Below are 25,932 nucleotides of genomic sequence, written 5' to 3' on the forward strand. Positions count from 1 at the left end.
GGCCCCTTCTGCCGTACCCTGGATGATGGTGTGCCGCGAGGCCACCGGAGTCGCTCGGAAGGAATCTCATTGTTCAGCGCCATCGCGCGGGTCTTCCGCACCCCGGATCTGCGACGCAAGATCGGCTTCACGCTGGCGATCATCGCGATCTACCGCCTCGGTGCCCACATCCCGACGCCGTTCGTCAACTTCCCGAACGTGCAGCAGTGTCTCGCTCAGACCGGCTCGACCGAGGGCCTGCTCTCGATGGTCAACCTGTTCTCGGGCGGCGCGCTCGTGCAGCTGTCGATCTTCGCCCTGGGCGTCATGCCGTACATCACCGCGACGATCATCGTGCAGCTGCTGCGCGTCGTCATCCCGCACTTCGAGGCGCTCTACAAGGAGGGCCAGGCCGGCCAGGCCAAGCTCACGCAGTACACGCGCTATCTGACCATCGCCCTGGCGCTGCTGCAGTCGACGACCCTCGTCACGGTCGCCCGCACGGGCCAGCTGTTCGGCGTCGTCGGCATCCCCGAGTGCGATGAGCTGCTCACGAACCAGGCGTGGTGGGCGCAGCTGCTCATGATCGTCACGATGACCGCCGGCACCGGCCTCATCATGTGGCTCGCCGAGATGGTCACCGAGCGCGGCGTCGGCAACGGCATGTCGGTGCTGATCTTCGTCTCGATCGCCGCGACCTTCCCGGCCGCCTTCTGGAACATCTACGTCACGAACAACCTCGAGACGTTCCTGCTCGTGCTGATCGTCGGCATCGTCGTGGTGGCGCTCGTGGTGTTCGTCGAGCAGTCGCAGCGTCGCATCCCCGTGCAGTACGCCAAGCGCATGGTGGGCCGCCGCACCGTCGGCGGCACGAACACCTACATCCCGATCAAGGTGAACATGGCGGGCGTGATCCCGGTCATCTTCGCCTCGTCGCTGCTGTACATCCCCGCCCTGATCTCGCAGTTCAACGCGACGCCCGACGCCGACGGCAACGTGCCCGGCTGGGTCGCGTGGGTGCAGGCGAACTTCACGACGGGTGACCACCCGCTGTACATGCTCGTGTACTTCCTGCTGATCATCGGGTTCACCTACTTCTACGTCGCGATCACCTTCAACCCCGTCGAGGTCGCCGACAACATGAAGAAGTACGGCGGGTTCATCCCCGGCATCCGTGCCGGCCGGCCGACCGCCGAGTACCTCGACTACGTGCTCACGCGCATCACGCTCCCCGGGTCGCTGTATCTGGGTCTGATCGCGATGATCCCGCTCATCGCGTTCGCGACGGTCGGGGCCAATCAGGACTTCCCGTTCGGCGGCGCCTCGATCCTCATCATCGTCGGTGTGGGTCTGGAGACCGTCAAGCAGATCGACGCGCAGCTGCAGCAGCGCCACTACGAAGGGCTACTTCGATGACCGTTCCTCGCCTTCTGATCGTCGGACCGCAGGGCTCGGGCAAGGGCACGCAGGGCGTGCGCATTGCCGAGGCGCTCGGCATCCCCGCCGTCTCGACGGGAGACGTCTTCCGCGCCAACGTGCAGGCGGGCACCCCGCTCGGTCAGCAGGTCAAGGCGATCATCGACGCCGGTGACCTCGTCCCCGACTCGCTCACGGGCGAGATCGTGCGCGACCGCCTCGCGCAGGACGACGCCGCGGGCGGCTTCCTGCTCGACGGCTATCCTCGCAACCTCGGCCAGGTGGGCGACCTCGACGAGTTCCTCACGGGCCGCGGCGAGGCGCTGACGGCCGTCATCGAGCTCGCCGTGCCGCGCGAGGAGTCGATCGAGCGCCTGTCGCTGCGCGCCGCCGAGCAGGGCCGCGCCGACGACAACGCCGAGTCGATCGCCAAGCGCCTCGCGATCTACGAGAGCGAGACGGCGCCGATCCTCGACCTGTACCGCGAGCGCGGCATCGTCGACGAGATCGACGGCGTCGGCTCGCTCGACGAGATCACCGAGCGCATCCGCGCCGCGCTGTCGGCGCGCGGCATCGCCTTCTGACCGTGGGCCTGCGCCGCTCGCTCTACAAGACCCCCGTCCAGCTCCGGGCGATGGTCGAGCCGGGGCTCATCACGGCGGCGGCGCTCGACGCGGTGCGCCCCCTGACGGTCGCGGGGGTCACGACGGGCGAGCTGGATGCCGCGGCCTCCCGCGTCATCCGCGAGCGCGGCGCCGAGTCGAACTTCCAGCTCGTGCGCGGCTACCGGCACACGACGTGCATCTCGGTCAACGACCAGGTCGTGCACGGCATCCCGGGGGAGCGGGTGCTCGAGCCCGGCGACATCGTGTCGATCGACTGCGGCGCGCAGTTCCGCGGCTGGAACGGCGACTCGGCGATCACGATCGTCGTGCCCGATCCCGCGCGGCCCGAGCTCGTCGCGGCGCGCGAGCGCCTGTCGGCCGTGACGGAGCGTTCGCTGTGGGCGGGCGTCGCCGCCCTCGCGTCGGCATCGCGCGTGGGCGAGGTGGGCGTCGCGATCGAGGAGTCGATCACGGCCGAGGCCGGCGACTACGGCATCCTCCGCGAGTACGTCGGCCACGGCATCGGCCGGAGGATGCACGAGGGGCCGACGGTGTTCAACTACCGGGTCGACGACCTCGGGCCCGAGGTGCGCGCGGGCCTGTGCCTCGCGATCGAGCCCATGGTCACGTCGGGCTCGGAGAAGACGTTCGTCGAGGACGACGACTGGACTGTGACGACTGTTGACGGCAGCGACGGCTCACATTGGGAACATAGCGTCGCCGTGCACGATGGTGGTGTCTGGGTGCTCACGGCACCCGACGGCGGAGCCGCAGGCCTGGCGCCCTTCGGGGTCGTGCCGGCGCCGATCGGCTGAGCCCGGCGAGAGGCACGGCTACGAGGCAGAGAGCCCGGAGCAGAGAGAGCACCAGAGGCGAGAGAGCGAAGGCAATGGCACAGCAGCAGAAGAGCACCAACTGGTTCGCCGTATGGGTGTCGATCGGCGTCGTGGTGGCGATCGTCGCCGTCGGCGCGCTGGTCGTCTGGATGAACGCGGCCGCGTCGGCCCCGGCCCCGCGCCCGGACAGCGCGGGCATCGACCAGGAGTCGGGCGCGATCCTCGTCGGCACGGGCTCCAACGAGGTCGACGTGTACTTCGACTTCTACTGCGGCCACTGCCAGGTGTTCGAGCAGACCTACGGCGAGACGATCGACGACGCGCTGGCCGACGAGTCGATCACGCTGCGCCTGTTCCCGGTCGCGCTGCCGAGCCTGAACGCGGCGTCGGGCACCGACTTCTCCAAGCGCGGCTCGAACGCGGCCTACTGCGTGGCCGAGGCCGAGCCCGAGGCGGCGTACCCGTTCTTCCAGTCGGTGTTCGCGCTCAACCCGTCGGGCGCGGGCCTCAGCGACGACGAGCTGCTGAAGCTCGCGACCGAGGCCGGTGCGCCGGAGTCGGTGGCCGACTGCTTCAGCGCCCGCGCATGGGACGACCTGGTGCAGGAGAACACCGACAATCTGCCCGAGAACCCCGAGACCGGCAGCCGCGGCACCCCGACCCTCCTCGTCAACGGCGAGTACATCAGCGTCACCGGCAACCCGCAGGCCGACATCCTCGACCGCCTGAACTAGCCCCTCGGGCGCAGGCGCCCCACCCGCGAGCACCCCCGCCGAGTCAATCCCTGATCGCCGAATCAACCTCCGATTCGCGTCGTTCGGGGATTGACTCGGCGACGGGGGATTGACTCGGCGGGGGAGGGGAGCGCGCGAGATCTCGTCCCCAGGGGCGTGATCGCGTGGGTTGTCCACGGATCGGGGGGATGCTGGGGACTGCGGCCGTTGTGCGCGGCACAGTGGGGCGCATGCATCCCCACGAGATCCGCCCTCGCCTCCTCTCCCGTGCCGAGCTCATGCGCGATGGCATGACCGAGCGCGAGATCATGCGCTCGGTGGGGGCGCGGGAGCTCCAGCGGCTGGGTGCGGGCGTCTACATGCGCACCGCCGAGTGGGAGACGCTCTACGCCGACGGCCGGCAGCTCGCGCATGTCATCGCCGCGCAGCGACGACTGCGTGGGGGAGGTGCGGTCTTCTCGCACATCTCCGCGGCCGCCGTGCACGGCCTGCCGGTCACACGTTGTGAACCCGACCGCGTGCACGTGCGCGGCGGATCGTCGATCGACGGCTGGCGCGACCGGGGACGGATGGCCGTCGCTCGTCACCGCATGCCGGTTCCGGGACACGAGATCGCCGACGTCGACGGCATCCCGTGCACCTCGCTCGTGCTGACGGTCGCCGACGTTCTCCGCACGGAACGCCGTGAGACGGGCATGGCCGTCGCGTGTGCGGCGCTGCGCCGGGTCGCCATCGATCCGCAGCAGCATCACGACTACGACGAGGATGCCGCAGAGGACCTGCGGCGGCGGATCGCGGCGCACCTGCGGCCCGGCGCACGGGGCGTACGGCGGGCGCGCGAGGTGCTCCCCCTGGCCGACGGCCGCGCAGCGAATCCCGGCGAGGCGCTGAGCCTGCTCTACCTGCACGACCTGGGCTATCGCCATGTCCGTCTGCAGCTGCCGGTTGCGGGCCCCGCAGGCAGTACCTACTACCTGGACTTCGATCTGGGGCGTACGGATGTGTGGGGCGAGTTCGACGGGAAGGGCAAGTACACCGACGAGAGCCTGCGGGGCGGGAAGACGCCGGCGGAGGTGGTGCTGGCGGAGAAGGAGCGCGAAGACTGGGTCCGCGGCACCACCCGAAGACGCCCCGTGCGCTGGGGCTGGGATCACATCGCGTCGGTCGCCCATCTGCAGGAGCGTCTCACCGCCTTCCGCGTCTTCCCGCGGTAGCCGCCCCGCCCCTCTCCCTCGCGTGACCAGGCACGGCCGAGTCAATCCTCGCCCGCCCAGCCAATACCCCGTACGCGCACACCGCGGGTTGATTCGGCGAGGGAGGATTGACTCGGCGAGGGAGGCGGGGTGGGGCGGTGGCGGGGCGGGGAGGTGCGCGTCCGTGCGGGTGAGTTGCCGGGCGGGGCTTTAGCACGTACACTAGATCTTTGGTGCCTTGCGCCTTTGTTGGCGTGTCGCCGCACCGAACCCCATCCACCGCAGACCGGCCGGTCTGCACAAGCGTGAGCGAGGCTATGGCCAAGAAAGACGGTGTCATCGAGATCGAGGGCGTCGTGTCCGAAGCGCTGCCCAACGCGATGTTTCGCGTCGAGCTGACGAACGGACACAAGGTGCTCGCAACGATCTCCGGAAAGATGCGACAGAACTACATCCGCATCATCCCCGAGGACCGTGTCGTCGTGGAGCTCTCGCCCTACGACCTCACCCGCGGGCGCATCGTCTACCGCTACCGCTAGACCGGTCGAGAAGTAACACCCCTCCGGGGCGTCGGCACCCACGGCTTCGCCGTGACGTTCGATGACCGGGCCCGGGTGAAGACAGCGAATCAGGAAACATCATGAAGGTCAACCCCTCCGTCAAGCCCATCTGCGACCACTGCAAGGTCATCCGCCGCCACGGTCGCGTCATGGTCATCTGCAAGTCGAACCCCCGCCACAAGCAGCGCCAGGGTTGATACGGGGCGGATCAATGCGGCGCAGCCGCGTTGATGCGACCCATATCAAGGTCGAGCAGCGCGCGAAGCGCGCGTATCGAAACCTGCGTCGACCGAGACTCACACCCGAGCCACCGTCGAAACCCGCAGCGACCAAGGCCCACACCCCGAGCCAGACGTCGCCCCCCGGCATCTACTTGCACCATCACAACTGAACACACACATCAGGCAGGACCGATAGCCCGCGAGGGCGACACCCCGGGGCGGAGGCCCGGGCACAGATCCTGCTCCACACCTCCACCGACTCCTAGGAGCACCGCATGGCACGTCTTGCCGGCGTCGACATCCCGCGCGACAAGCGCGTGGTGATCGCCCTCACCTACATCTACGGCATCGGCCGTACCCGCTCGACCGAGATCCTCACGGCCACCGAGATCGACGAGTCGATCCGCGTCAAGGACCTCACCGACGACCAGCTGGTCGCCCTGCGCGACTACATCGAAGGCAACTACAAGGTGGAGGGTGACCTTCGCCGTGAGGTGGCCGCCGACATCCGCCGCAAGGTCGAGATCGGCTCGTACGAGGGCCTGCGTCACCGCCGCGGCCTGCCGGTGCGCGGTCAGCGCACCAAGACGAACGCGCGCACCCGCAAGGGCCCGAAGCGCACCGTCGCTGGCAAGAAGAAGGCCGGCCGCAAGTAAGCGCGCCACGGTAAAGGTTTAGGAGAACAGAACTCATGGCACAGGCCAAGTCCGCCGCGCGCAAGCCGCGCCGCAAGGAGAAGAAGAACATCGCGCTGGGCCAGGCCCACATCAAGTCGACGTTCAACAACACGATCGTCTCGATCACCGACCCGTCGGGCGCCGTCATCAGCTGGGCGTCGTCGGGTGGCGTGGGCTTCAAGGGCTCGCGCAAGTCGACCCCGTACGCCGCCGGCATGGCCGCCGAGTCGGCCGCCCGCCAGGCCGCCGAGCACGGCGTGAAGAAGGTCGACGTCTTCGTGAAGGGCCCGGGCTCGGGCCGCGAGACCGCGATCCGCTCGCTGCAGGCCGCCGGCCTCGAGGTGGGGTCGATCCAGGACGTCACGCCGCAGGCCCACAACGGCTGCCGCCCCCCGAAGCGCCGCCGCGTCTGATCTTCGGATGCCGGGGCCCGCAGCCCCATCGGTCGAGCGCCGCCCCGGGTGGCGCAGACCCCGCTGGTCGAGTCCCGCCGAAGGCGGCGCATCGAGACCGGCCCCGGCATCCGCCTACGACAACTCAACACCTCACCAACTTCACGTGTCATATAGCGGGCACGTGACGGAAAGGAACACACAGTGCTTATTGCACAGCGTCCCACTCTGACCGAGGAGAAGGTCGGCGACTACCGCAGCCGGTTCGTCATCGAGCCGCTGGAGCCCGGCTTCGGCTACACGATCGGCAACGCGCTGCGCCGCAGCCTGCTGTCGTCGATCCCCGGCGCCGCGGTCACCAGCATCCGTCTCGACGGCGTGCTGCACGAGTTCAGCACCATTCCGGGCGTGAAGGAGGATGTCACCGAGATCATCCTCAACATCAAGCAGCTCGTCGTGTCGAGCGAGCGCGACGAGCCCATCACCGCCTATCTGCGCAAGACCGGTGCCGGTGAGGTGACGGCGGCCGACATCTCGGCTCCCGCCGGTGTCGAGGTGCACAACCCCGAGCTGATCATCGCGACGCTCAACGACTCGGCCAAGTTCGAGCTGGAGCTCACGATCGAGCGCGGCCGCGGCTACGTCTCAGCGACGCAGAACCGCAACGAGTACGCCGAGGCGGGGCAGATCCCGATCGACTCGATCTACTCGCCCGTGCTCAAGGTGTCGTACCGCGTGGATGCCACGCGTGCCGGCGAGCGCACCGACTTCGACAAGCTCGTGCTCGACGTCGAGACCAAGCCGTCGATCGCCCCGCGTGACGCGGTCGCGTCGGCGGGCCGCACGCTCACCGAGCTGTTCGGTCTCGCGCGCGAGCTGAACGTCGAGGCCGAGGGCATCGAGATCGGCCCCGCGCCGGTCGCCGAGGTGCTCACGAGCGAGCTGTCGATGCCGATCGAGGACCTCGATCTGTCGGTGCGGTCGTACAACTGCCTCAAGCGCGAGGGCATCAACACGGTGTCGGAGCTCGTCGCGCTCAGCGAGACGCAGCTCATGAACATCCGCAACTTCGGTCAGAAGTCGGTCGACGAGGTGCGCGACAAGCTCGTCTCGCTCGGCATGTCGCTCAAGGACTCGGTGCCCGGCTTCGACGGCGCCCACTTCTACAGCGGCTACGACGACGAGACCGTCTGACCTTCTTTTTCTAACCTGGAGTAACTGATATGCCTAAGCCCACGAAGGGTCCCCGTCTCGGAGGCGGCCCTGCCCACGAGCGTCTGCTGCTGGCGAACCTGGCCGCTGCGCTGTTCCGTCACGGCTCGATCAAGACGACCGAGACCAAGGCGAAGCGCCTGCGTCCCTACGCCGAGCGTCTGGTGACGTTCGCCAAGCGCGGCGACCTGCACGCGCGTCGTCGCGTGCTGTCGGTCATCGGTGACAAGGAAGTCGTGCACATCCTGTTCGCCGAGATCGCGCCGCAGGTCGCCGAGCGCGAGGGCGGCTACACCCGCATCACGAAGGTCGGCAACCGCAAGGGCGACAACGCGCCCATGGCCGTGATCGAGCTCGTGCTCGAGCCCGTCAGCCCGAAGCCGAAGAGCGCGAAGAAGGCGGCTGCCGCTGCCGCTCCCGCCGAGGCCCCGGTCGAGGAGCCCGCCGCCGAGGAGACCGAGGCTGAGGTCGTCGAGACCGAGGCTCCCGCGGAGGACGCCGCCGCCGAGGCTCCGGCTGAGGATGCCGCCGCCGAGGCTGCTGCAGACGAGGCCCCCGTGGAGGAGAAGGCCGAGTAACACCGCTCGCCGAAACGCCCCGACGATCCCCTGGATCGTCGGGGCGTTTCGCGTTCCCCCGCCGCCCGCCGCCCGGTTGCCGAGACGGTGGGTTCTGCGTCGAGATGGCGGGTTCTGCGCCGAGATGGTGGGTTCTGCGCCGGGATGGTGGGTCACCTGCTCGGCGAGAAACCCACCATCTCGGGGAGGAGAGGCACCGGTTCGGCGAGAATCCCACCATCTCGGTGCGAGGTGCGAGGGTGTGACAGCGCGAGGCGGACTGTGCGGGGTCAGGGGTGGAGAACGCGGGTGAGGAGCCAGATGCCGAGCTCGCACTGGTAGCGGGCCTGGGCGTGCCGGTCCTCCACGACGCTGATGGCCTGGACGACGGCATCCGCGTAGATCTCGCCGCCGGCCTCGACCGGGTGCGCCTCGTCGTCGGCGAGCAGGTCGAGGCGCGGCGCGATGAGCGCGTTCCAGTCGGCGAGCAGCACGCCGGGGTGCTCGGCGGCGAAGCGCACGATCTCGTCGTTGACCCCCGGGATCCAGTCGCGCGGCGCGGACGCCGTGACGAGCACGAGATGCCGGTCGGACCCCGCGAGGGCGTGCAGCTCGTCGAGCGTCTCGCGCTCGATCGGCCCGTTCGTGCCGAGGCCGACGACGACGTAGTCGCGCAGCTCGCCCGCGGCCGCGAGCCCCGAGAGGATGCCGGGCCCGGCATACATCGACCGCGACACCGCCGCATCGATCTGGATGCCGGGAAAGCGTGCCAGCAGCGCCGGTGCCGACGCGAGCATGACCGAGTCGCCCACGGCGCTCACGCGTGCTCCGTCGATCGCGACCTCGGTCGGCGGGACGGGGCGGCCGTCGCCGCCCGGAGTCGGTGCCCGCGGCCCGGGCGACGGGCTCGGGGAGAACACGGCGCTGCCGGCGGAGATCCGCGGCGTCGGGAGCGCGCGGCCGGGCATGGGGGAGAGGACGGTGCGGTTCACCGAGGAGACGGGCCGGCTCACTCCGCGCGGCTCGCCGTCCGCGTGCGACTGCGCGCCCTCGGCATCCCTCTCCGCATCGTGCGCCTCCGCGCGATCCTCCCCGCCGGTGGCGTCGTCGCTCCCGCCCGCGACGTCCTCGATCCCGTCGGCGGAGCCCTCGGGTGAACCCCCGCCCGCCCCGATGCCTCCGGCACTGCCCCCGTTCCCGGCCGACACCGGCTGCCCCGCCATCGCGGCATCCAGCGCCGCCTGCCCCGCCTCGACGGCGGTCTGTGCCGACGAGACGCGCGGACCGGTCGTCACGGCCGCCGCGGTGCCGCCGACGAGCACGATCGCGAGGGCGAAGGCGGCCAGCGACGCGAAGCGCTGGGCGGGAGTACGGCGCAGTCCGGTCGCGAGGGTCGCCACCGACGCGCGCAGGCCGTGACGTCGCAGCGGCTGTTCGACGAACCGGAACGACAGTGCCGCGAGCACGAGCGTGAGCGCCAGCACACCCATGCCGCCCGCCACCGACGCGGCCGCGCCGGGCAGCAGCACGAGCAGCGGCCAGTGCCACAGGTAGATGCCGTAGGAGCGCTCGCCGATCCACCGCAGCGGCGCGGCGTCGATCGCGGCGCCGAACCGCGAGCCCGGCCACGCGCCCGCCGCGATCGCGACCGTCGCGCACAGCGAGGCCGCGACGAGGATGCCGGGGAACGTCGCCGCGTCGTCCGTGGGCGCGAGCGTCGCCAGCGCGACGAGTCCCGCGAGTGCGGCCGCGCCGATCACCGTGACCGCGCGTCCCGCGGGCCGCGCGCGGTGCAGCCCCGCGAAGGCGAGTGCGACGCCCAGCAGCAGCCCGAACGCGTGCGTGTCGGTGCCGAAGTACACACGCGTGGGCGAGGCGCCTGCGCCGATGAGAGTGACCGCCCACACCGCGGATCCGCCCGCGAGGCCGAGTGCCAGCGCGGCCCGCAGCGTGCGCCCGCGCAGCAGCAGGAGCGCGGAGAAGAGCAGCGGCCAGAGCAGGTAGAACTGCTCCTCGACCGCGAGCGACCAGAGGTTGCGCAGCAGCTCGGGCTGGTGCGTGCTGAAGTACGACGCGCTGTCGGTGAGCGCGAGCCAGTTGTACGAGAACGTCAGGGCGCCGAGCACCTGCCGGCCGAGCCCGACGAGCAGATCACCGCCCGCGAGCCATGCCCACGTGGCCGTCACCGTCACGACGAGCAGCAGCGCGGGCAGCAGGCGCCGTGCGCGGCGCCGCCAGAACGCGCCGAGGGCGACGCGGCCGGTGTCGGCGTGCTCGCGCAGCAGGAGGGTCGTGATGAGGAAGCCCGAGATCACGAAGAAGGCGTCGACGCCGATGAATCCGCCGCGCAGCACCCAACCGGGGAACACGTGGTACACGACCACGAGCAGCACGGCGATCGCCCGAAGCCCATCCAGCCCCGACAGGCGGGCAGCAAAAGACGACGACATGAGTGAGGGATCCGGGTGGGTGCGCAGAGGTCCAGTCAGACAGTCTACGTCGGCGGATGCCGGGGCCCCGGCCGACGTCGCCGTAGGCTGACAGGGTGCGCATCCGGTTCGATCTCGCCTACGACGGCACCGACTTCAAGGGCTGGGCGCGTCAGCCCGGGCTGCGCACGGTGCAGGGCACGCTGGAGGCCGCGCTCGCGCGGATCCTGGGAGGCGACCCCCGGCTCGTGGTCGCCGGGCGGACGGATGCCGGGGTGCACGCCACCGGCCAGGTCGCGCACCTCGATCTCGACGAGACGCAGCGGCAGCGGCTGGAGCGTGGCCGAGATCCGCGGCCCGAGGCCCTGGCGGCGCGCGTCAACGGCATCCTCGGTGCGTATTCCGATGTGTGCATACGGCGAGCCGTCGTCGCGCCCGAGGGGTTCGATGCGCGGTTCTCGCCCGTGTGGCGGCGCTACTCCTACCGCATCGCCGATCGGGCTGCCGGCTATGACCCGTTGCAGCGCCGGCACACCACGAGCGTCAACGCCCACCTCGACGCCGAGCGGATGGATGCCGCGGCGCGCTCCCTCGTCGGCCTGCACGACTTCGCGGCGTACTGCAAGCCGCGCGAGGAGGCGACGACGATCCGCACGCTGCTGGAGTTCGACTGGCGGCGCGACGACACCGGCATCCTGATCGCGAACGTCAAGGCCGACGCCTTCTGCCACAGCATGGTGCGCGCGCTCGTGGGCGCGTGCGTCGCGGTCGGGGAGGGCCGGCTCGAGGTCGAGGATGCCGCGGTGCTGCGCGACGCGCGCGAGCGCACGAGCGCGTTCAAGGTGCTCGCCGCCCGCGGTCTCACCCTGGTCGAGGTCGGCTATCCCGCCGACGACCTGCTCGCCGCGCGCGCCGACCAGACCCGCGCCCGCCGCGAGCCCCCCGCATAGCGCCCGAGGGTGCCCTTCGCAATCGCGAGGGTGCCACTTGTTCTCGCGAGGGTGCCACCTCTCCTCGCGAGGGTGCTGGTTATCCTCGCGAGGGTGCTGGTTATCCTCGCGAGGGTGCTGGGTATCCCCACGAGGGTGCCAGTTGTCCAGGTGTTTGTCCGCACGAGGAGAGCAAATGACACCTCCACGAGAACAAGCGGCACCCTCGTGCAAACAACCAGCACCCTCGGGAGAACAACCAGCACCCTCGCGCAAACAAGCGGCACCCTCGCGCAGACAACCAGCACCCTCGCGAGGACAACTGGCACCCTCGCGGTGACGGCGCGTCAGCCCGCGGCGAGCCGGCGGGCGCCGAGGGAGGCCTCGACGAGGATGGGGAGGTGGTCGCTCGCGCCCTGCGGGAGCGTCGTGATCGAGGAGATGTCGAAGCCGACCGAGGTCGCGAAGTCGTAGTGCCCGCGGGAGTACTTGTAGCGCGTGTAGGTACGGCTGTCGCTGAGGGTCAGCACGTAGCCGGCGTCGCGCACGAACTGCGCGAGGCTCTCCTTGTACACCGGATAGTTGTAGTCGCCCACCATGAGCGTCGGCAGGTCGGAGCCGAGCGTCGACAGCTCGTCGAGCGCCGCGCGGATCTGCTTGCGGCGCAGCGAGTTGAGCGCGGTGAGCGGCGCGGCGTGGAAGCTCGCGACGACGAACTCGCGTCCGTGGTCGATGTCGTGCAGGCGTACGCCGAGCATCCGCTCCTCGGCCGGCTTGAGCACCATGTCGTGCATCGACTTCTTGACCGCGAGGGTGCGCACCTCGAGCGCCGTGAACGTGTTCTCGCGGTAGTAGACGGCGAGGCCGAGCCGGTTGCGCGTGGTCGCCTCCGCGAGGCGCAGGCCCGCGATGGTCGTGGGCAGGCTCTCGGTGTCGGCCTCCTGCAGGCACAGCAGGTTGGCGCCGTGCTGGTCGACGAGCTCCTCGAGCTCGTTCGCCGCCCGGTGCTTGTTGAGGTTGTACGAGATGACTCTCATCACCCCTCAGCCTAGACCGCCCGGGCCTCCCGACCCGGGGTGTTCACTCCCGCGACGACCCCGCGTAAGGGCAGGGCTCCGCCACATCCGGCGAGCCGGATATTCGCGGTGCCGTCGGGCCTTTCGGCAGACCGGACGACTAGCTGTCGACGGCGAACGTGCGGGCGAGTCGGTCGGCGTCGCGAAGCTTGATCGCCGCCTCGAGGCTGCGGCCCATGTAGAGCGTCTCGGTCTTGCGCCCGGCGGCCAGATCGGTGAGCAGGAGCTCCACCAGGTCGTCGGCGGAAAGCGGCTCGGTGTCCGTCGCGCGGATGACGGGGAAGCCGCCGTTCGCGAGGATCAGGGCGGCCATGTGGTCCCAGGCGTAGGCCTCGGGCTGCAGGGCGGCCGGAGCGGACGCGCCGTACATCGCGGCGAGGATCCCCGGGTTGCCCCCGAGCGGCGAGATGTATTCGATGGAGTCGTCCGATCGCATGATGGCGACGGCCCGCTCCGCGGTCGAGCGCTTCGCCGCCGGGATGACGTAGTGCGCACGGGAGAGGCCGGAGAGGCTGCGGTCGACGTTGAGGGCGTAGAAGAGCGGCGTGCGATCAGGATGCGACGACTCGCTCATCCAGACCTGGTCGTCGTGGGCGACGAAGCCGCGTCCGTCGCCGAGCAGCACGGCGACCGCGAGCTGGGGGCTGCCCGGGTACTTGACCATCGCGCAGGAGGCCCATCCCGAACGCTGGCCCATGCCGGCGGCCTGGTTGGATCCGTCGAGCGGATCGACGATCGCGAACGGGAGATCGTTGCCGATCAGGTACTTCAGCCGCTGGCCGCGCGAGATCGCACCGCCGCCCGGTTCGCCGCGGTGCTCGTCCTCCTCGCCGAGGGCGACCACGCCCGCCTCGTTGGCGGCGACCTGGGCCGCATCCCACGCGGCCTTGTCGAACCCGATCTGCTGCTCGCCCTGGGAATCCGGCGCCGCGGACACCTCGAGCCCCGCGTTCGCGGGGCTGTAGAGCCCCTCGCGCGTGGCCTTGCGGCGCTTGAGATAGGCGAGAGCATCGTCGATCTCGGGAGGATCCTGGGCGAACACGGCGTGCTTCGCCTGCGCGCTCGCCTCGTCGATGTTGATGCCGAAGGTGTTCTGGCTCTCCAGCCCTCGCACCGCGGAACGCGCGCCATGCGCGATCTCGTACGCGACGCGCTCGGCCTCGCTCGCGTCGAACATGTGACGGTTGATGGGGTAGGCCATGCTGTCCTCCGGCGTCGGTCGAAGTGTCTGATCACGAGACTAAGTCATGTAGCACCTGACTACAAGACTTCTTCTCATACGTAGTGCGTGTTACAGTCGGCCATGGTAGTTGCACCCTCGGACCTCGCCCCCGAGTCGGATGTCCTCGTCCCGGCCGGGGGCTTCAGCGAGGCCGGCGGCGATGGAGAGTCGGGGAAAGGCCCGAACCTAGGAGGAGAGTTGATCTCATGACCACGCGTGTTCTGTCAGTCAGATTCACCGACGAGGAGTACAAGCTCCTTCAAAGCATGAGCCTGATCACGGGCAAGCCCGTGAACGCCATCGTGCGAGACGCGGTGACCGAGAAGGCCGATCGAGCGGTCGACGACCCCGAGTTCCTCCAGATGGCGGAGGAGACCAAGCGCCGGGTCGCGGAGGCCGATGCGGCTCTGCGCCAGCGGGTGGCCTCGTCGGTCTGATCGTCTCGGCTCGCTCCCCGGCCCCGTAATTCACGGTCCGGCCCACGCGGCATCCCCGATAGCCTGGAAGGGCAGATCGCGCGACGCGGCTGCCGAGGCGAAGGAGCGACCATGTCTGATGTGATTCTCGTCGGTGTCAGCGGGGCCCCGGTCTCGCGGCGGGCGGTCGACTGGGCCGTCGCGCGGGCGGCCGAGCGTCACCAGCGGGTCGAGCTGATCGCGGTCGTCGGCGGCGCCCTCGGCACGGTCGGCGAAGAGAGCGTCGTGCGCGACGCGCTCGCCGCGACGCAGGAGATGCTCGACGAGCACGTCGCGCGTGTGGCCGATCGCGGTGTCGCCGTGACGACCCGGGTCGAGCGCGGCAACCCCGTGTCGGTGCTCGCGGATGCCTCGGCTCACGCCGCCCTGCTCGTGCTCGGCAGCGACTACCGCGGCGAGGGCGGTCCGGCCCGCGGCCCGCACGGCGTGCGGACCGCCGCCGCGGCCAAGTGTCCCGTCGTGGTCGTTCCCGACATCGATCTGGGGGAGCGCTCGGGCGTCGTCGTCGGCATCGACGGGTCGGAGGTGTCGGAGCACGCGATCCGGTTCGCGGCGGCCGAGGCCGACCGTCTGGGCGAGCCGCTCATCGCCGTGGCGGTGTGGACGCCGCTGCACGCGCCGCGCAACAGCAGCGCTGTCTACCCCGAGCTGTACCTGGCGAACATGCAGGCGGCGACCGAGGAGGTGCTCGCGCTGTCGCTCGCGGGCCTGCGCGAGGACTATCCCGACCTCGAGGTCGTGCGTCACGTCGTGCAGGGCTACCCGGCGTTCGTGCTCAACGAGATGGCGCACACCGCGCGGCTCGCCGTCGTCGGCACGCACGGCCGTGGTGCGATCGCCCGGTTCCTGCTCGGCTCGATCAGCCAGGAGGTGCTCGCGCGCCTTGCGACGGTGACGGCCGTCGTCCGGTAGTCCGCCGCACCCTCGCTACGATGGGTGATTGTCCCGGGCGGAGCGCCGTCTCGCGCGCGGCCCGGGCAGGGGGAGTGGGTACGTATGTTCTTCGGGCTCGACGCCGAGAAGATTCTGCTGATCGGCGTGATCGCCGCGATCATCATCGGGCCTGAGCGCCTGCCGCAGGCGGCCGCGTGGCTGTCGCGCGCGGTCAAGCAGCTGAAGCAGTGGGCCACGGGCGCCAAGAGCCGGCTCAAGGAGGAGATGGGCGACGACTTCGACGACGTCGAGTGGCGCAAGCTCGATCCTCGTCAGTACGACCCACGTCGCATCATCCGCAACGCCCTGCTCGAGGAGCCCGAACCGCGTGTGCAGGCCCCGCCGGTCGCCCCGATCGCGCCGCATGTGCCGACGGATGCCGTGGGCGCCGCGCCGCGCGTCGCGAGCGATCCGATCGGCTCCGGGAGCGTGCGGCCCTCGATCGGCGCGCCGCGGCCGCTTCCGCTCGACGAGGCCGACGCTCTCGACGACGCCGGCTTCCCGCCGCTGCCGGATGCCGGGACCCAGGCCACCCCGCCGGTCGCGCTGCGTCCGGTCGCGCCGTCCCCTGCCGCGCCGCTGTCGCCTGTCGCGCTGTCGCCCGTCGAACCGTCCCCTGCCGCGCTGTTGTCGCCCGTCGAACCGTCGCCGGTCACACCGCCGGCGGTTCTGTCGCCCGCGCCGTCCCCGGCCGTCTCCTCGTCGAACGGTGCCTCGGCGCCGGCATCCGTGCCCGAGCAGATCGCCGACTCCGCCTGATGCGCTCGAGTCTCCTGTTCTTCGCCGCGCTCGCGATGATCGTCGTCGCGAGCTGGCTGCTGCGCCGCGCGAAGCGCAAGAAGCGGCCGGCCGGCATCGCGCCGGTGCTGCTGATCATCGCCGGCGGTGCCATCCTGCTGTTCGTGACGGTCGAGTCCTTCGCCTCGATCCTGTCGTAGCGCCCTCGCCGAGGCGCCCGCCCTTCTCGCGAGGGTGCTACTTGTCTTCGCGAGGGTGCCCCTTGTCTTCGCGAGGGTGCTCTCGCCCGCGGGCAGGGAGCACCCTCGCGGGGATAGCAAGCACCCTCGCGCGGAGAACTGGCACCCTCGCGGGGAGAGCTGGCACCTTCGCGGGGAGAGCTGGCACCTTCGCGGGGAGAGCTGGCACCCTCGCGCGGAGAACTGGCACCCTCGCGCGGAGAACTGGCACCCTCGCGGGGAGAGCTGGCACCCTCGCGCGGAGAACTGGCACCTTCGCGGGGATAGTAAGCACCCTCGCGGGGAGAACTGACACCCTCGCGGGAGGGAGGGCGTACGACCCCGGGCACGCGCCCGGGCATGTGAGGGCGCACCCCGCCGGGGTCAGTCGATGCCGCCCCAGCGGCCGATGGGCCACAGGATCGCGGAGGCCTTGCCGACGATGCTGGAGCGCGACGCCCACGCCCAGCAGTCGTCCGTCGCGGCCTCGAAGCGGCACATCGACGCGGAGTCGGCGGATCTCGACCGGTGGTCGCCGAGCATGAGATAGGAGTCCGCGGGCACGACGACGGGGCCGAAGCAGCGCCGCGCCTTCGGCTCGGTGCTGCAGTCGCTGGTCCCCGCGCGGAACGGCAGGTCCTCGAAGACGTACGGCTCGTCGAGCGGCACGCCGTCGACGAGCACCGCGCCGTCGTCGTCGCAGCACTCGACGGTCTGGCCCGGCGTGCCGATGACGCGCTTGACCAGCGTGTGCGGCCCGGACGGGCCGAAGCCGCTCACCTCGCCGATCCAGCGCAGCACGGCCTTGATCGGGTTGCTCTCGGCGGGGCGCTCGCCGTCCCATGCGGCGTCGGCGTCGAACACGATGACGTCGCCGTTCGAGGGGCCGCCGCCGATGTAGGCGAGCCGGTTGACGAGGATGCGGTCGCCGATCTGCAGCGTCTCCTCCATCGACTCGCTGGGCACGAGGTAGGGCTTCGCCACGAAGTTGAGCACGAGGCCGAACACGACGAACGCCGCGAACAGGTGGAACCACGTCGATCGGGTGATGCGGCGCCACAGCGGTCGCTGGGGGGGCGTGCTCGGCGTCGGCTGCGGCGCGGGTTCGCTCATGGCATCCACGCTACCGGGCCGCACCTGTGCGTCCGGCGGGTCGCGCACCCCGCGCAAGCCGGGGGATCGGCGGTGATCGCCGCAGGCGAGGCAAGGGCCGCTCGCACCGACGAACGCGTCAGGTCGCATCCCCCGTGCGCGAGGCAGGAGACCCTCGCGCCACCGAACGCGCCAGATCGCATACCCGACGCGACAGTGCACCGCCTTCCGCGCCGCAAGCCTCGGCGGGAGGGCTTTATCTGAGGGATGTGCGGGCGCGATGACCCGATGCGCGCCCCGACTCCCCGAGGTGTTCCGAGATGCCCCCTGCACGCGTCGTCGAGCTCTTGTCGCCCAGCGCCCGCGGTGTGCCGCCGCGCGCGCATCCGCTCGTGCTGCTCGACGATCGGCTGCGCGGCCACGGCCGGAACGAGGCGCTCATCGACCCGCACGACGCCGTCGCGATCGACGGGCTGCGCGCCGCCGGCCTCGTGCTGCACCCCGGCACGGCGAACGAGCCGGCGCAGGTGCGCTGGCGGCTCTTCGGCGAGGCGCTCGTCGTGCGCGTCGCGGGTGCGCGGGTCGGCGTGCGTCCCGTGCCGGCGCGCACCGAGGTGCCGTTCTATCTCGCCTACACGAAGGAACGGGGGCTCGAACGGCAGGCGGCGCTGATCGACGGGCAGAACGCGGCCGATCTGCCCTGGAACGGCGACGCGTCCGTGACCCTCGTGGGCATCGGCCGCTCCCCGTTCGGTGCGCCGCTCACGGCCTGGCGCGGTCAGACGATCACGCCCGTGTCGCCGCAGCACACCGTCACGCTGCGCGCGATCATGCAGTTCACCGACGCGCTGGCCACGCTGAAGCAGGCGCCGAGCGCGCGTGAGCAGGTGCGCGTGGGCGACATCCTCGTGCAGATGATCACGCACCTCGCCCTCGCCACGTGGGACGAGCACGCGACGCACGCCGCGCGCAGCGGGTCGTACGTCACCTCGGCGGCGCTCGCGTACATCGCGCAGTATCACGCCGACGTCGCGCTCTCGCCGCAGCGGGTCGCCGACGCCCTCGGCATCAGCCTGCGCACGCTGCAGGCGGCGCTCGCCGAGTCGGGAACGACGCCCGCGAGCGAGATCGCCGCGCACCGGCTCGGGCACGCCGCGCACTGCCTGTGCGACCCCGCCTACGACGAGCAGAGCGTCGCGCAGATCGCGCGCCTGTCGGGCTTCGCGACCGTCGACACCTTCCGGCGCGCCTTCGTGCGGCAGTTCGGAACGTCGCCGCTCGCCTACCGCCGGGCGCGCGGGCGAACGGCGCTCAGCGCATAGCGACGAACGACGCTCAACGCAGAGGCCCCCAGCACAGAGGCCCCCAGCGCAGAGACCCCCAGCACAGTGGCCCCCGCGCATGGGCACGACCGGCCCCCGGCGCAGGAGCGCCGAGGGCCGTCCATCCCGCTCCGTCAGTACGTGCTGCCCGGCACCACGTTGCCGGCGCTGCCGGCGACGGTCGAGCCGACGGTGACGGTGATCGAGCCGGTGCCCGCGGTGCGGTACACGGGGATCTGGATCTGGCCCGTGCTGCCGTACATGGCGATCGACGGGTAGGTGAGCACGGCGGTCGTGCCGTTGTTGCTGACGACGCTCCAGCCCTGCAGCTGCCACTTGTCCTGGCTCGTGAACGAGTAGCCGTTCAGCGAGATCGTGTAGGTGATGAGGCCGCTCTGCGTGCCCGACGGCGGCTCGGTCGTGTGGCCGGGCTTCTTGTCGAGCACGAGCTTGGTCTGGAAGACCCCGTCGGCGTTCGGGTCGAGGTAGTTCGAGTTCGTGACGAGGCCCTTGGTCTCGCCGTAGCCGCCGCCACCGCTGCGCTCGAAGAGGTCGACGCCGGGCGTCGTCTTCGGCGTCGTGGGGTCGGTGGCCGCGCTGGCGGGCGTGGCGACGGCCATCGCGATGACGGGCAGCGACCAGGCCGCGCCCTTGATCACGGTGCGGCGGCGCGCGGTGGGATGCGCGGTGGCCGCGCTGTTCTCAGCATTCATGGGTGTCTCCGTAGTTGAACGGGTGCACGTGTTCGGGCACGTGCACCCTCGGGTCGGTGCATTCACGAGAATGCGGTCGCGGGCGACACGGGCCGCGCGTGCTGCGCGAATCGCCGGGGATACTGCGCGAATCGCCGGATGTCGTGACGCCGCCACGTGCGGTCGAGTCACAGCCATCCATGGTCATCGTGGGCACTTTTCCCAGTGATCCCCTGTACCCTCCCTGTCAGGGAGACGGACGCGCCGGGTTCGGCGTCGTCCGCGTCACGGGGGTGACGGGAGGGCAGGGAAAATGAAGAGCGCTTGCAGTCCGCCGCGCCCATGCGCGGCCAGCTCGGGCTGAACGAGATGTTGTCTCGCGTGCCTTCTGACGGTGCGCCAGCGACGATCGCCGGGGTCGTGGAACGACCACGTCTCTACCGCATTCTCGACTCGCCCCTCGTGCGCCTGTGCATCGTGCAGGGGCCGAGCGGAAGCGGCAAGACCACGCTCGTGCGCAGCTGGGTGATGCAGCAGGACCAGGACCGGGTGATCACGTGGATCGCGCTCGGGCCGAAGGTGACGAACCGCCAGGCGTTCTGGCGGCATGCGGCGAGCTCGGCGATGCGCATGAACATCCTGACCGACGAGCGGGCCGAGCGCGTCGACGAGCAGCTGGGCGCGGGCGTCGATCCCGTCGACGTCGCGATCGATGACGTCGGGGCGCACGGCCCGATGACCTGGGTGATCGACGGCTACGAGCACCTCGGCGATCTCATGAGCGAGATCGACGACGACCTGACGCGTCTCGTCGCGGCCGTCCCCGGCCTGCGGATCATCGTGACGACGCGAGCGCGCACGCGGCTGGCCGACCGGGACGTGCCCGGGGGCGTCACCCGCGTCATCGCCCTGAACGAGCTGGCGCTCACGGCCGACGAGATCGGCGAGCTGCTCTCGACGCAGAGCGGCATCGACGATCCCGAGCTGGCGCGCGACGTCGCCCGGGCGACGCGGGGGTTCCCCCTCACGGTGCGGTCGGTCGCGCTGGCGCTGGCACAGCTCGGCCGGGTCCCGCGGATGGAGTCGCGGGAATGGGATGCCGTGGTCGCGGCGCGGCTCGAGTCGCTGCTTCCCGACGAGGCGACCGTCGCCTTCGTGACGCATACGAGCGTCGCGCCCTACGTCGACGCCGACCTCGCCCAGCAGCTGACGGGCGCATCGGGTGCCGTCGGCATCCTGAACACGCTCGAGCGCAACGGCTTCGGTCGCTGGGTGCCCTACAGTCCCGGGCATCCCGTGTTCCAGTACGTCGAGGCGATCCGCGACTCGTTCCGCGCGCGTGCCGCGCAGGATGCCGAGCGGTTCGCCGACGCGTGCGTCGCGACGGCCGAGTGGCTGTTCGAGAACGGCGAGGCCGACCAGGCGCTGCGGTTCGCGATCCAGGCGCATGACTACGCGCTCGCCGATCGCATCTTCGCCGCGCTGGTGACGAGCCACGCCGACTCGTATACGACCGACCGCCTGCTGGGCCCGCTGCGCGAGGTGCCCGAGTCGGTGCTCCCCGAGTATCCGATGCTCGCCTTCGGGCTGGCGCTCGCGCTGATGGCCAGTCCCGTGCACCGGCTCGACGCGCCGCGGGTCTTTCGGATGGTGGTCGACTCGACCGCGCATCCCGCCTACGCCGAGCCGTCGGTCGATGCGTTCCTGCTCGCGGGCACGCGGGCCCTCGCCCACCGGGAGGTGCCCGATCAGCCTGCGGCGACGACCGCGAGCCATGACGCCGTGCGGCTGCTCGACGCGATCCCGCCGGCGGTCCTCGCGGAGCACGGCGACAACGTGGGCGCGATCCTGCGCCAGGTGAGCTACACGCTGCTGCAGGGCGGCGAGATCGCGGAGGCGATCGACGCGGCGCGACGGGCCGTCGCGATGAGCACGACGGCGACGACGCGCGGCTACTCGGTGATCTTCGCCGCGGTCGCGAGCGCGTTCGACGGTGATCTCGTCGACGCCCGGGCGTTCCTCGAGGCGGCGAACACGCGCGCGTGGCCCGAGAGCCTGCGCACGACCTACATGAACGGTCCCGGCATCATCACGCGCGGCTTCCTGCTGCTCGACGACTTCGACTTCGCGGGGGCGCTGCAGAGCCTGCGCGGCTCGATCGAGTTCGCCCCCACCTCGGAGTTCTGGCCGTTCCTCACCGCGATCTCGATCTCGGCGCGGCACGGGCTGGGGCAGGCGCACGCCGACGCCGTGCGGGTCACGCGCGAGCTGGCGGGGCCGACGCCACCCGGCATCGGCGACAACGTCGCCACCGAGCACCTCTACGCGGTGCTCGCGCGTGCGTGGATGTCGTCGGGCCACCTGCAGACGGCGGGGGAGCTGCTCGACGCGCGGCCGCCCGGCAGTGCGGTGCTCGCGGGTGCGCGCACCGCGCGGATGCTCGCGGAGGGGCGCGAGCGCGACGCGTTCGCGTATGCGCGCGAGCTGCTCGAGCATCCCGCGCACACGACGCGCACGCGCGCCGAGCTGTGGACGACGGGAGCCGTCGCCGCGTTGCGCGCGGGCGATGCCGAGCTCGCGTGGTGGTGGCTCACGAACGCCGCCGTGACGTGGGAGACCAACGGCCCCCGGGTGCACGTCGCCGCGATGTCGTCGCGGGATCGACGGCAGCTGTGGGAGCTGGCCCGCGATCGCGACGCCGAGGCGGTGCAGCACTATCTCGATGCGCCGGCGCTCCCGCAGCAGGTGAGCGGGGGCGAGCCGGTGACGCTGACGCCGCGTGAGCAGGTCGTGCTGCGCGCGCTCGCCGAGCACACCGGTGCGAAGCAGATCGCCGAGAGCCTGTTCGTCTCACCGCACACGGTCAAGACGCAGCTGCGCGGGCTGTACCGCAAGCTGGGCGTGTCGTCGCGGCAGGCGGCGCTCGCGACAGCGCGCGACCTGGGCCTGCTGGCGGAGTGAGCGGTGCGCAGACCTCACCTTCTATGCAGATGAATGTTTCATACCGGTACCAAGTCCGGGCGATCCGAGGGTGAAAAGGACCGTTTCCGCGCCACCGGCATCCTGATCGGGCGCAGAGTCGGAGTGGCGGATCCGTGGCGGCGGTCCGCTGCCCCCCACCTCCGCCACCGGTTCATCGTCCATGTCGCAGCCCGCGTTCCCCTCCGGCGACCTCCGCGCCGTCCCGCACGCCCCGCGTCTCCTGCGTCCCGTGTCGCACGTGCACCGGCCCGTGCGCATCGGGGCGCCCCTGCGACTGGGCACGGCACGCGTCACCCGATGGGCGGTGGAGCCGGGCGCCTTCTCGATCCCGCTGGATGCCGACGTGCGCTGCGTGCAGCTCGTCGTGCTGCGATCGGGGGAGCTGCGGCATCCCGCGTCGGGCGAGACGTATCCGGTCGGCAGCCTGCTGCTCGTGCGCGGCGCGGCGTCGACGCTCGTCGAGGCGTCGATGCTGAGCTGCCTCGTGTCGCTCGCCGTGCCCGAGGCGGTGCTGCGCGACATCGGGGAGCTGCCCGACACGGCGCCCATCGTGGTGTCGGAGCCGACGATGCTCACCCGCGGGATCGTCGCCTTCCTCGCGGCGCTGGTCGACGGCGCCGACGCGCAGGCGTCGAGCATCGCCCGCCATTCACTCGAGCAGTTCATGTATGAGATGGTGATCGCCTTGGTGCTCGATCGCGAACGCGCACGGCACGCATCGCGCCGCCGTGACCTCTTCGATGAAGCGCAGGCGGTCGTGCTCGCGCGCAGCGGCGACGTGGCGCTGGACGTCGCGATGATCGCGGCGGAGTGCAACGTGTCGCCGCGCACCCTCGAGCGGGCGTACTCCGCTCGCCACACGACGGTGCGCGGCGAGATCCGCCGGGCGCGGGTCGTGCACGCCGGATCGATGCTGCGGGATGCCGGCTACGACGTGCTCTCGGTCGACCAGATCGCGCAGCACGTCGGCTTCTCCAACGGCTCCAGCCTCGCCCGCGCGATGCGCGCGGAGGGCCAGCCGTCGCCCGCGACGATCCGTCGCGACCGGCGAGGGCCGGCCTGAGCGTCGACCCGCGAGCTCGTCCTGCCGGCGCCCGTCGGCGTCTCTGAGGCTAGGCGACCGGCGGTCGTGCCGCGTGGCTGGCGCGCGTTCTCATGCAGAACGCGCCGGATGCCATACCTGATGCGTCATCGAGACACCCCCGCGCGCCGGGGGCGGGAGAAGACGGCTTATCTGGTGGTGCACGGGCGCGACGGGCCGTCGCGCCGCGTCTCATGACGCGGTCTGAGATGTTCAGCACGCATCGTCGAGTCGCCGTGACAGTTGGGGAGCTGTCGCCTGCACGGACCGTCGAAGACGGCGTCTGCAGGCGGTCTGCCGTAGGGGAATGGTGGGATCGTTGTGCGTATCGCCTGGGGAGGGCGGGTTCGCGGGGGCGAGAGGACGGGCGCGACCAGCGACCGCCGTGGCGTGCCGCCTGCGGGGAGGCCCGGCCGGCTGCGGCTCTGCTGCAGCCGGGACTCATTATTAGCTCACTTCGCTCGCGTTGAAGCGAAGCGGCGAGCGCCGCGTGCTGCGACGGCATTCGCCGCCGTGCGCGACCTGGGTCCGTCGGCCGCCTGAGCGTCGCGGCGTTGCGCCACATATGACGCCTGCCGCCGGTGCACTGCCATGTCGATGACCGCGAGTCCCGAAGACGGTGCAGGTCCGATCCGGCGTGATCGTCAGCCGCGGTTCCCGGCCACCGGGGTGCACGCGACCGTCCGTGTCGGAAAGCCGCTGTTCCTGGGAACCGCATCCGTCACGCGGTGGATCGTTCGACCCGGTCGCTTCACCATGCCGCTGAAAGCCGGGGCCGACACCGTGCAGCTTCTCGCGTTGCGCGCGGGAACCCTGCGGCTCCCGCGCACGGGCGAGGTGTGCGTCGCCGGCGGCCTCCTCCTCCATCCCGGCGCCGTCCCGGTGCCGGTCGAGGCCGTGGAGGTCAGCGACTTCGTCTCACTGACCATGCCGGCCGTCGTGCTGGAGCACGTCGGCGACCTGCCGCCGGGCACGGTGTTCGTCGTCCCGGAATCGAAGAGGCTCGCGCGCGGGGTCGTCGCCTTCCTCCTGGCGCTGGTCGAGGGGTCCGAGGCGGAGATGTCGAGCATCGCGCGCTACTCGCTCGAGCAGCTCCTGCAGGAGATGATGATCGCGCTGGTGCTCGACGGCCAGCGCGCGCGGCACGCATCGCGCCGCCGCAACCTGTTCGACGAGGCACAGGCGATCGTGCTCGCGCGCAGCAGCGACGTGACCCTGGGCGCCGCCGTCATCGCCGCGGAGTGCAACGTCTCGCCGCGAACGCTCGAGCGCGCGTACGCGGCACGGGACACCACGGTGCGCGCGGAGATCCGCCGAGCGAGGCTGGCGCATGCGGTGTCGCTCCTGCAAGACGCCGCCTACGACGCGCTCACGGTCGACCAGATCGCACAGTATGTCGGGTTCTCCAACGGATCCAGTCTCGCCCGTGCGATGCGCGCGGAGGCGCTGGCGGCGCCCACGGTCCTGCGGCAGGCGAGATGAGCCGGCGGTGATGCGCCGGAGCCCCGAGGCGGCCGCGTCACAGGGAGGGATCGCCGTCGAGATCGCGATCCCTCGGTGATACCGGCGCCGACTGGTTCCGTTCCGAAAGCGTCAGCGATCCTCGTCCGCGACCGTGCCGATGACGCAGGCTGCTTCGCTGGGAGACGTCTGGCGCCGGCTGAGGCGCCTTCGTTCGATTCTTCTGGGGAGACACATGACTTCTACCGACAACACCGCGATCCACTCCGGCGAGGAGACCGCGGCGATCCGCCCGCAGCGCCGCGTGGTGCTGAAGGGCGCCGCATGGTCGTTGCCCGTCATCGCCGCGGCCGTCAGCGTGCCGCTGGCCTCCGCGACGACCGACACGGGCGTCGTCGCGCTCACCATCGCGAGCGGCTCCGCTCTCAGCATCGGCGGCCCGAACGAGGCCGGCACGTCGGTCTCGGGCTCGTTCGGCGCGAGCGTCTCGGTCTCCAACACCAAGTCGACCGCCGTGAACATCAACTCGCTGAGTGCGGCGTACGCGGTCGAGGGTCCCGTCAACTACGAGGACCTGCTCTACAACGGCGCGCCCATCACGGGGTCCACGCTGACGACCCCGGGGGGCTTCACGTGGGCTGTCCTCGTGAACACCGGCGGCTACGTGGAGCTCCAGCTGATGTCGCCGCTTCCCGTGTCGGTCGAGCCGAACTCGTCGGTGACCGTCGAGTTCCCCGAGCTGACGTTCGCCGACACGCTGACGCAGTCGGCCGCCTGGCTGCCGCTCGGCCGCCGCGTGCGCGCGACGCTCACGGTGAACGCGTTCACCGACGCCGGCGGCCTGAACGACGTCAGCGGAAAGTCGTACCCCGCGAACCAGTGACGCGGGCCTCGCCGCA

Annotated in this window: 26 protein-coding genes; 21 read left to right on the plus strand and 5 right to left on the minus strand. The window is 70.8% G+C overall.

All coding sequences use genetic code 11. The features are described 5' to 3' along the window. Positions 1 to 69 precede the first annotated feature (69 nt). From secY to rplQ, 11 genes are all read left to right on the plus strand, one after another. Positions 70 to 1,395: a preprotein translocase subunit SecY gene (secY, locus tag AOA12_RS03425; RefSeq protein WP_054680177.1), complete on the plus strand. Its 1,326-nt coding sequence runs from the start codon at positions 70 to 72 to the stop codon at positions 1,393 to 1,395. After that, entirely contained in the window at positions 1,392 to 1,979 is a 588-nt protein-coding gene (locus AOA12_RS03430; RefSeq protein ID WP_054680181.1) for an adenylate kinase, read from the plus strand. Before secY ends, AOA12_RS03430 begins: the two co-directional genes overlap by 4 nt. Before the next feature lie 2 nt (positions 1,980 to 1,981). Continuing rightward, the gene (map, locus tag AOA12_RS03435; RefSeq protein WP_082405893.1) at positions 1,982 to 2,815 is read left to right on the plus strand and encodes a type I methionyl aminopeptidase; all 834 of its coding nucleotides are present in this window, start codon (positions 1,982 to 1,984) and stop codon (positions 2,813 to 2,815) included. Between the two features lie 74 nt (positions 2,816 to 2,889). Next, positions 2,890 to 3,570 carry a DsbA family protein gene (locus AOA12_RS03440; protein WP_054680184.1) on the plus strand — a complete coding sequence of 227 codons (681 nt, stop codon included), beginning with the start codon at positions 2,890 to 2,892 and terminating at the stop codon, positions 3,568 to 3,570. Positions 3,571 to 3,800: 230 nt separating this feature from the next. Continuing rightward, positions 3,801 to 4,784 (plus strand): hypothetical protein, encoded by a 984-nt coding sequence (locus AOA12_RS03445; RefSeq protein WP_156366371.1) that lies wholly within the window; start codon positions 3,801 to 3,803, stop codon positions 4,782 to 4,784. Positions 4,785 to 5,080: 296 nt separating this feature from the next. Continuing rightward, positions 5,081 to 5,302, plus strand: a complete 222-nt coding sequence (gene infA / locus AOA12_RS03450) for a translation initiation factor IF-1 (RefSeq protein ID WP_005050493.1) — start codon at positions 5,081 to 5,083, stop codon at positions 5,300 to 5,302. Positions 5,303 to 5,403: 101 nt separating this feature from the next. Continuing rightward, positions 5,404 to 5,520: a 50S ribosomal protein L36 gene (rpmJ, locus tag AOA12_RS03455; RefSeq protein WP_005050492.1), complete on the plus strand. Its 117-nt coding sequence runs from the start codon at positions 5,404 to 5,406 to the stop codon at positions 5,518 to 5,520. Between the two features lie 299 nt (positions 5,521 to 5,819). Further along, entirely contained in the window at positions 5,820 to 6,200 is a 381-nt protein-coding gene (gene rpsM, locus AOA12_RS03460) for a 30S ribosomal protein S13 (RefSeq protein ID WP_054680191.1), read from the plus strand. A gap of 35 nt (positions 6,201 to 6,235) precedes the next feature. Beyond that, the gene (gene rpsK / locus AOA12_RS03465; protein ID WP_047544506.1) at positions 6,236 to 6,634 is read left to right on the plus strand and encodes a 30S ribosomal protein S11; all 399 of its coding nucleotides are present in this window, start codon (positions 6,236 to 6,238) and stop codon (positions 6,632 to 6,634) included. Between the two features lie 183 nt (positions 6,635 to 6,817). Continuing rightward, positions 6,818 to 7,807 (plus strand): DNA-directed RNA polymerase subunit alpha, encoded by a 990-nt coding sequence (locus AOA12_RS03470; protein WP_054680194.1) that lies wholly within the window; start codon positions 6,818 to 6,820, stop codon positions 7,805 to 7,807. 29 nt (positions 7,808 to 7,836) lie between these two features. Continuing rightward, entirely contained in the window at positions 7,837 to 8,403 is a 567-nt protein-coding gene (gene rplQ / locus AOA12_RS03475; protein WP_054680196.1) for a 50S ribosomal protein L17, read from the plus strand. Between the two features lie 269 nt (positions 8,404 to 8,672). Here rplQ and AOA12_RS23500 read toward each other — a convergent pair whose 3' ends face one another. Next, positions 8,673 to 10,832 carry an acyltransferase family protein gene (locus tag AOA12_RS23500; RefSeq protein WP_054680199.1) on the minus strand — a complete coding sequence of 720 codons (2,160 nt, stop codon included), beginning with the start codon at positions 10,830 to 10,832 and terminating at the stop codon, positions 8,673 to 8,675. 95 nt (positions 10,833 to 10,927) lie between these two features. Here AOA12_RS23500 and truA point away from each other — a divergent pair, with 95 nt between their 5' ends. After that, positions 10,928 to 11,761: a tRNA pseudouridine(38-40) synthase TruA gene (gene truA, locus AOA12_RS03485; RefSeq protein WP_054680200.1), complete on the plus strand. Its 834-nt coding sequence runs from the start codon at positions 10,928 to 10,930 to the stop codon at positions 11,759 to 11,761. A gap of 326 nt (positions 11,762 to 12,087) precedes the next feature. Here the strand turns inward: truA and AOA12_RS03490 are convergent, their stop codons facing one another. Both AOA12_RS03490 and AOA12_RS03495 read right to left on the minus strand, forming a co-directional pair. After that, on the minus strand, positions 12,088 to 12,777 hold the full coding sequence (locus tag AOA12_RS03490) for an endonuclease/exonuclease/phosphatase family protein (protein ID WP_054680203.1): 690 nt from the start codon (positions 12,775 to 12,777) through the stop codon (positions 12,088 to 12,090). Positions 12,778 to 12,916: 139 nt separating this feature from the next. Next, positions 12,917 to 14,017: a hypothetical protein gene (locus AOA12_RS03495; RefSeq protein ID WP_054680206.1), complete on the minus strand. Its 1,101-nt coding sequence runs from the start codon at positions 14,015 to 14,017 to the stop codon at positions 12,917 to 12,919. A gap of 227 nt (positions 14,018 to 14,244) precedes the next feature. Here AOA12_RS03495 and AOA12_RS03500 point away from each other — a divergent pair, with 227 nt between their 5' ends. The 4 genes from AOA12_RS03500 (at position 14,245) to AOA12_RS03515 (ending at position 16,385) form a co-directional block, all read left to right on the plus strand. Continuing rightward, positions 14,245 to 14,475, plus strand: coding sequence for a type II toxin -antitoxin system TacA 1-like antitoxin (locus AOA12_RS03500; RefSeq protein ID WP_054680209.1), 231 nt, complete (start codon positions 14,245 to 14,247; stop codon positions 14,473 to 14,475). A 111-nt stretch (positions 14,476 to 14,586) separates the two neighbouring features. After that, on the plus strand, positions 14,587 to 15,426 hold the full coding sequence (locus tag AOA12_RS03505; RefSeq protein ID WP_054680212.1) for a universal stress protein: 840 nt from the start codon (positions 14,587 to 14,589) through the stop codon (positions 15,424 to 15,426). Positions 15,427 to 15,510: 84 nt separating this feature from the next. Then, positions 15,511 to 16,206, plus strand: coding sequence for a hypothetical protein (locus tag AOA12_RS24085; protein ID WP_054680215.1), 696 nt, complete (start codon positions 15,511 to 15,513; stop codon positions 16,204 to 16,206). Beyond that, the gene (locus AOA12_RS03515; protein WP_054680218.1) at positions 16,206 to 16,385 is read left to right on the plus strand and encodes a hypothetical protein; all 180 of its coding nucleotides are present in this window, start codon (positions 16,206 to 16,208) and stop codon (positions 16,383 to 16,385) included. The genes AOA12_RS24085 and AOA12_RS03515 overlap by 1 nt, the downstream gene beginning before the upstream one ends. Positions 16,386 to 16,787: 402 nt before the next feature. Here AOA12_RS03515 and lepB read toward each other — a convergent pair whose 3' ends face one another. After that, positions 16,788 to 17,516 carry a signal peptidase I gene (lepB, locus tag AOA12_RS03520; RefSeq protein WP_054680221.1) on the minus strand — a complete coding sequence of 243 codons (729 nt, stop codon included), beginning with the start codon at positions 17,514 to 17,516 and terminating at the stop codon, positions 16,788 to 16,790. A 299-nt stretch (positions 17,517 to 17,815) separates the two neighbouring features. On the opposite strand from lepB, the gene AOA12_RS03525 reads away from it, so the two are divergent. After that, positions 17,816 to 18,817 (plus strand): helix-turn-helix transcriptional regulator, encoded by a 1,002-nt coding sequence (locus tag AOA12_RS03525; RefSeq protein ID WP_054680223.1) that lies wholly within the window; start codon positions 17,816 to 17,818, stop codon positions 18,815 to 18,817. Positions 18,818 to 18,951: 134 nt separating this feature from the next. On the opposite strand, the gene AOA12_RS03530 is transcribed toward AOA12_RS03525, so the two are convergent. Beyond that, positions 18,952 to 19,530, minus strand: coding sequence for a hypothetical protein (locus tag AOA12_RS03530; protein WP_054680226.1), 579 nt, complete (start codon positions 19,528 to 19,530; stop codon positions 18,952 to 18,954). Between the two features lie 399 nt (positions 19,531 to 19,929). On the opposite strand from AOA12_RS03530, the gene AOA12_RS24070 reads away from it, so the two are divergent. From AOA12_RS24070 to AOA12_RS03550, 4 genes are all read left to right on the plus strand, one after another. Next, positions 19,930 to 22,470, plus strand: a complete 2,541-nt coding sequence (locus AOA12_RS24070) for a LuxR C-terminal-related transcriptional regulator (RefSeq protein WP_156366372.1) — start codon at positions 19,930 to 19,932, stop codon at positions 22,468 to 22,470. Between the two features lie 181 nt (positions 22,471 to 22,651). After that, positions 22,652 to 23,554, plus strand: a complete 903-nt coding sequence (locus AOA12_RS03540) for an AraC family transcriptional regulator (protein WP_054680233.1) — start codon at positions 22,652 to 22,654, stop codon at positions 23,552 to 23,554. A 774-nt stretch (positions 23,555 to 24,328) separates the two neighbouring features. Beyond that, positions 24,329 to 25,054, plus strand: a complete 726-nt coding sequence (locus AOA12_RS03545) for a helix-turn-helix domain-containing protein (protein WP_156366373.1) — start codon at positions 24,329 to 24,331, stop codon at positions 25,052 to 25,054. A 214-nt stretch (positions 25,055 to 25,268) separates the two neighbouring features. Further along, positions 25,269 to 25,916, plus strand: a complete 648-nt coding sequence (locus AOA12_RS03550) for a hypothetical protein (protein ID WP_054680240.1) — start codon at positions 25,269 to 25,271, stop codon at positions 25,914 to 25,916. Positions 25,917 to 25,932: the final 16 nt, after the last annotated feature.

The organism is Microbacterium sp. No. 7, assembly GCF_001314225.1.
In the GTDB taxonomy this organism is placed as follows: Bacteria; Actinomycetota; Actinomycetes; order Actinomycetales; family Microbacteriaceae; genus Microbacterium.

Coding starts and splice junctions, on each gene's coding strand:
- AOA12_RS03525 (WP_054680223.1), top strand. CDS start 17,816: ATGCCCCCTGCACGCGTCGTCGAGCTCTTGTCGCCCAGCGCCCGCGGT.
- AOA12_RS03545 (WP_156366373.1), top strand. CDS start 24,329: ATGCCGCTGAAAGCCGGGGCCGACACCGTGCAGCTTCTCGCGTTGCGC.
- rplQ (WP_054680196.1), top strand. CDS start 7,837: ATGCCTAAGCCCACGAAGGGTCCCCGTCTCGGAGGCGGCCCTGCCCAC.
- AOA12_RS03495 (WP_054680206.1), bottom strand. CDS start 14,017: ATGGCCTACCCCATCAACCGTCACATGTTCGACGCGAGCGAGGCCGAG.
- lepB (WP_054680221.1), bottom strand. CDS start 17,516: ATGAGCGAACCCGCGCCGCAGCCGACGCCGAGCACGCCCCCCCAGCGA.
- infA (WP_005050493.1), top strand. CDS start 5,081: ATGGCCAAGAAAGACGGTGTCATCGAGATCGAGGGCGTCGTGTCCGAA.
- AOA12_RS03530 (WP_054680226.1), bottom strand. CDS start 19,530: ATGAATGCTGAGAACAGCGCGGCCACCGCGCATCCCACCGCGCGCCGC.
- rpsK (WP_047544506.1), top strand. CDS start 6,236: ATGGCACAGGCCAAGTCCGCCGCGCGCAAGCCGCGCCGCAAGGAGAAG.
- AOA12_RS03490 (WP_054680203.1), bottom strand. CDS start 12,777: ATGAGAGTCATCTCGTACAACCTCAACAAGCACCGGGCGGCGAACGAG.
- AOA12_RS03500 (WP_054680209.1), top strand. CDS start 14,245: ATGACCACGCGTGTTCTGTCAGTCAGATTCACCGACGAGGAGTACAAG.
- rpmJ (WP_005050492.1), top strand. CDS start 5,404: ATGAAGGTCAACCCCTCCGTCAAGCCCATCTGCGACCACTGCAAGGTC.
- AOA12_RS03550 (WP_054680240.1), top strand. CDS start 25,269: ATGACTTCTACCGACAACACCGCGATCCACTCCGGCGAGGAGACCGCG.
- AOA12_RS03430 (WP_054680181.1), top strand. CDS start 1,392: ATGACCGTTCCTCGCCTTCTGATCGTCGGACCGCAGGGCTCGGGCAAG.
- AOA12_RS03505 (WP_054680212.1), top strand. CDS start 14,587: ATGTCTGATGTGATTCTCGTCGGTGTCAGCGGGGCCCCGGTCTCGCGG.
- rpsM (WP_054680191.1), top strand. CDS start 5,820: ATGGCACGTCTTGCCGGCGTCGACATCCCGCGCGACAAGCGCGTGGTG.
- AOA12_RS03515 (WP_054680218.1), top strand. CDS start 16,206: ATGCGCTCGAGTCTCCTGTTCTTCGCCGCGCTCGCGATGATCGTCGTC.
- AOA12_RS23500 (WP_054680199.1), bottom strand. CDS start 10,832: ATGTCGTCGTCTTTTGCTGCCCGCCTGTCGGGGCTGGATGGGCTTCGG.
- AOA12_RS03445 (WP_156366371.1), top strand. CDS start 3,801: ATGCATCCCCACGAGATCCGCCCTCGCCTCCTCTCCCGTGCCGAGCTC.
- AOA12_RS03440 (WP_054680184.1), top strand. CDS start 2,890: ATGGCACAGCAGCAGAAGAGCACCAACTGGTTCGCCGTATGGGTGTCG.
- AOA12_RS24085 (WP_054680215.1), top strand. CDS start 15,511: ATGTTCTTCGGGCTCGACGCCGAGAAGATTCTGCTGATCGGCGTGATC.
- AOA12_RS03540 (WP_054680233.1), top strand. CDS start 22,652: ATGTCGCAGCCCGCGTTCCCCTCCGGCGACCTCCGCGCCGTCCCGCAC.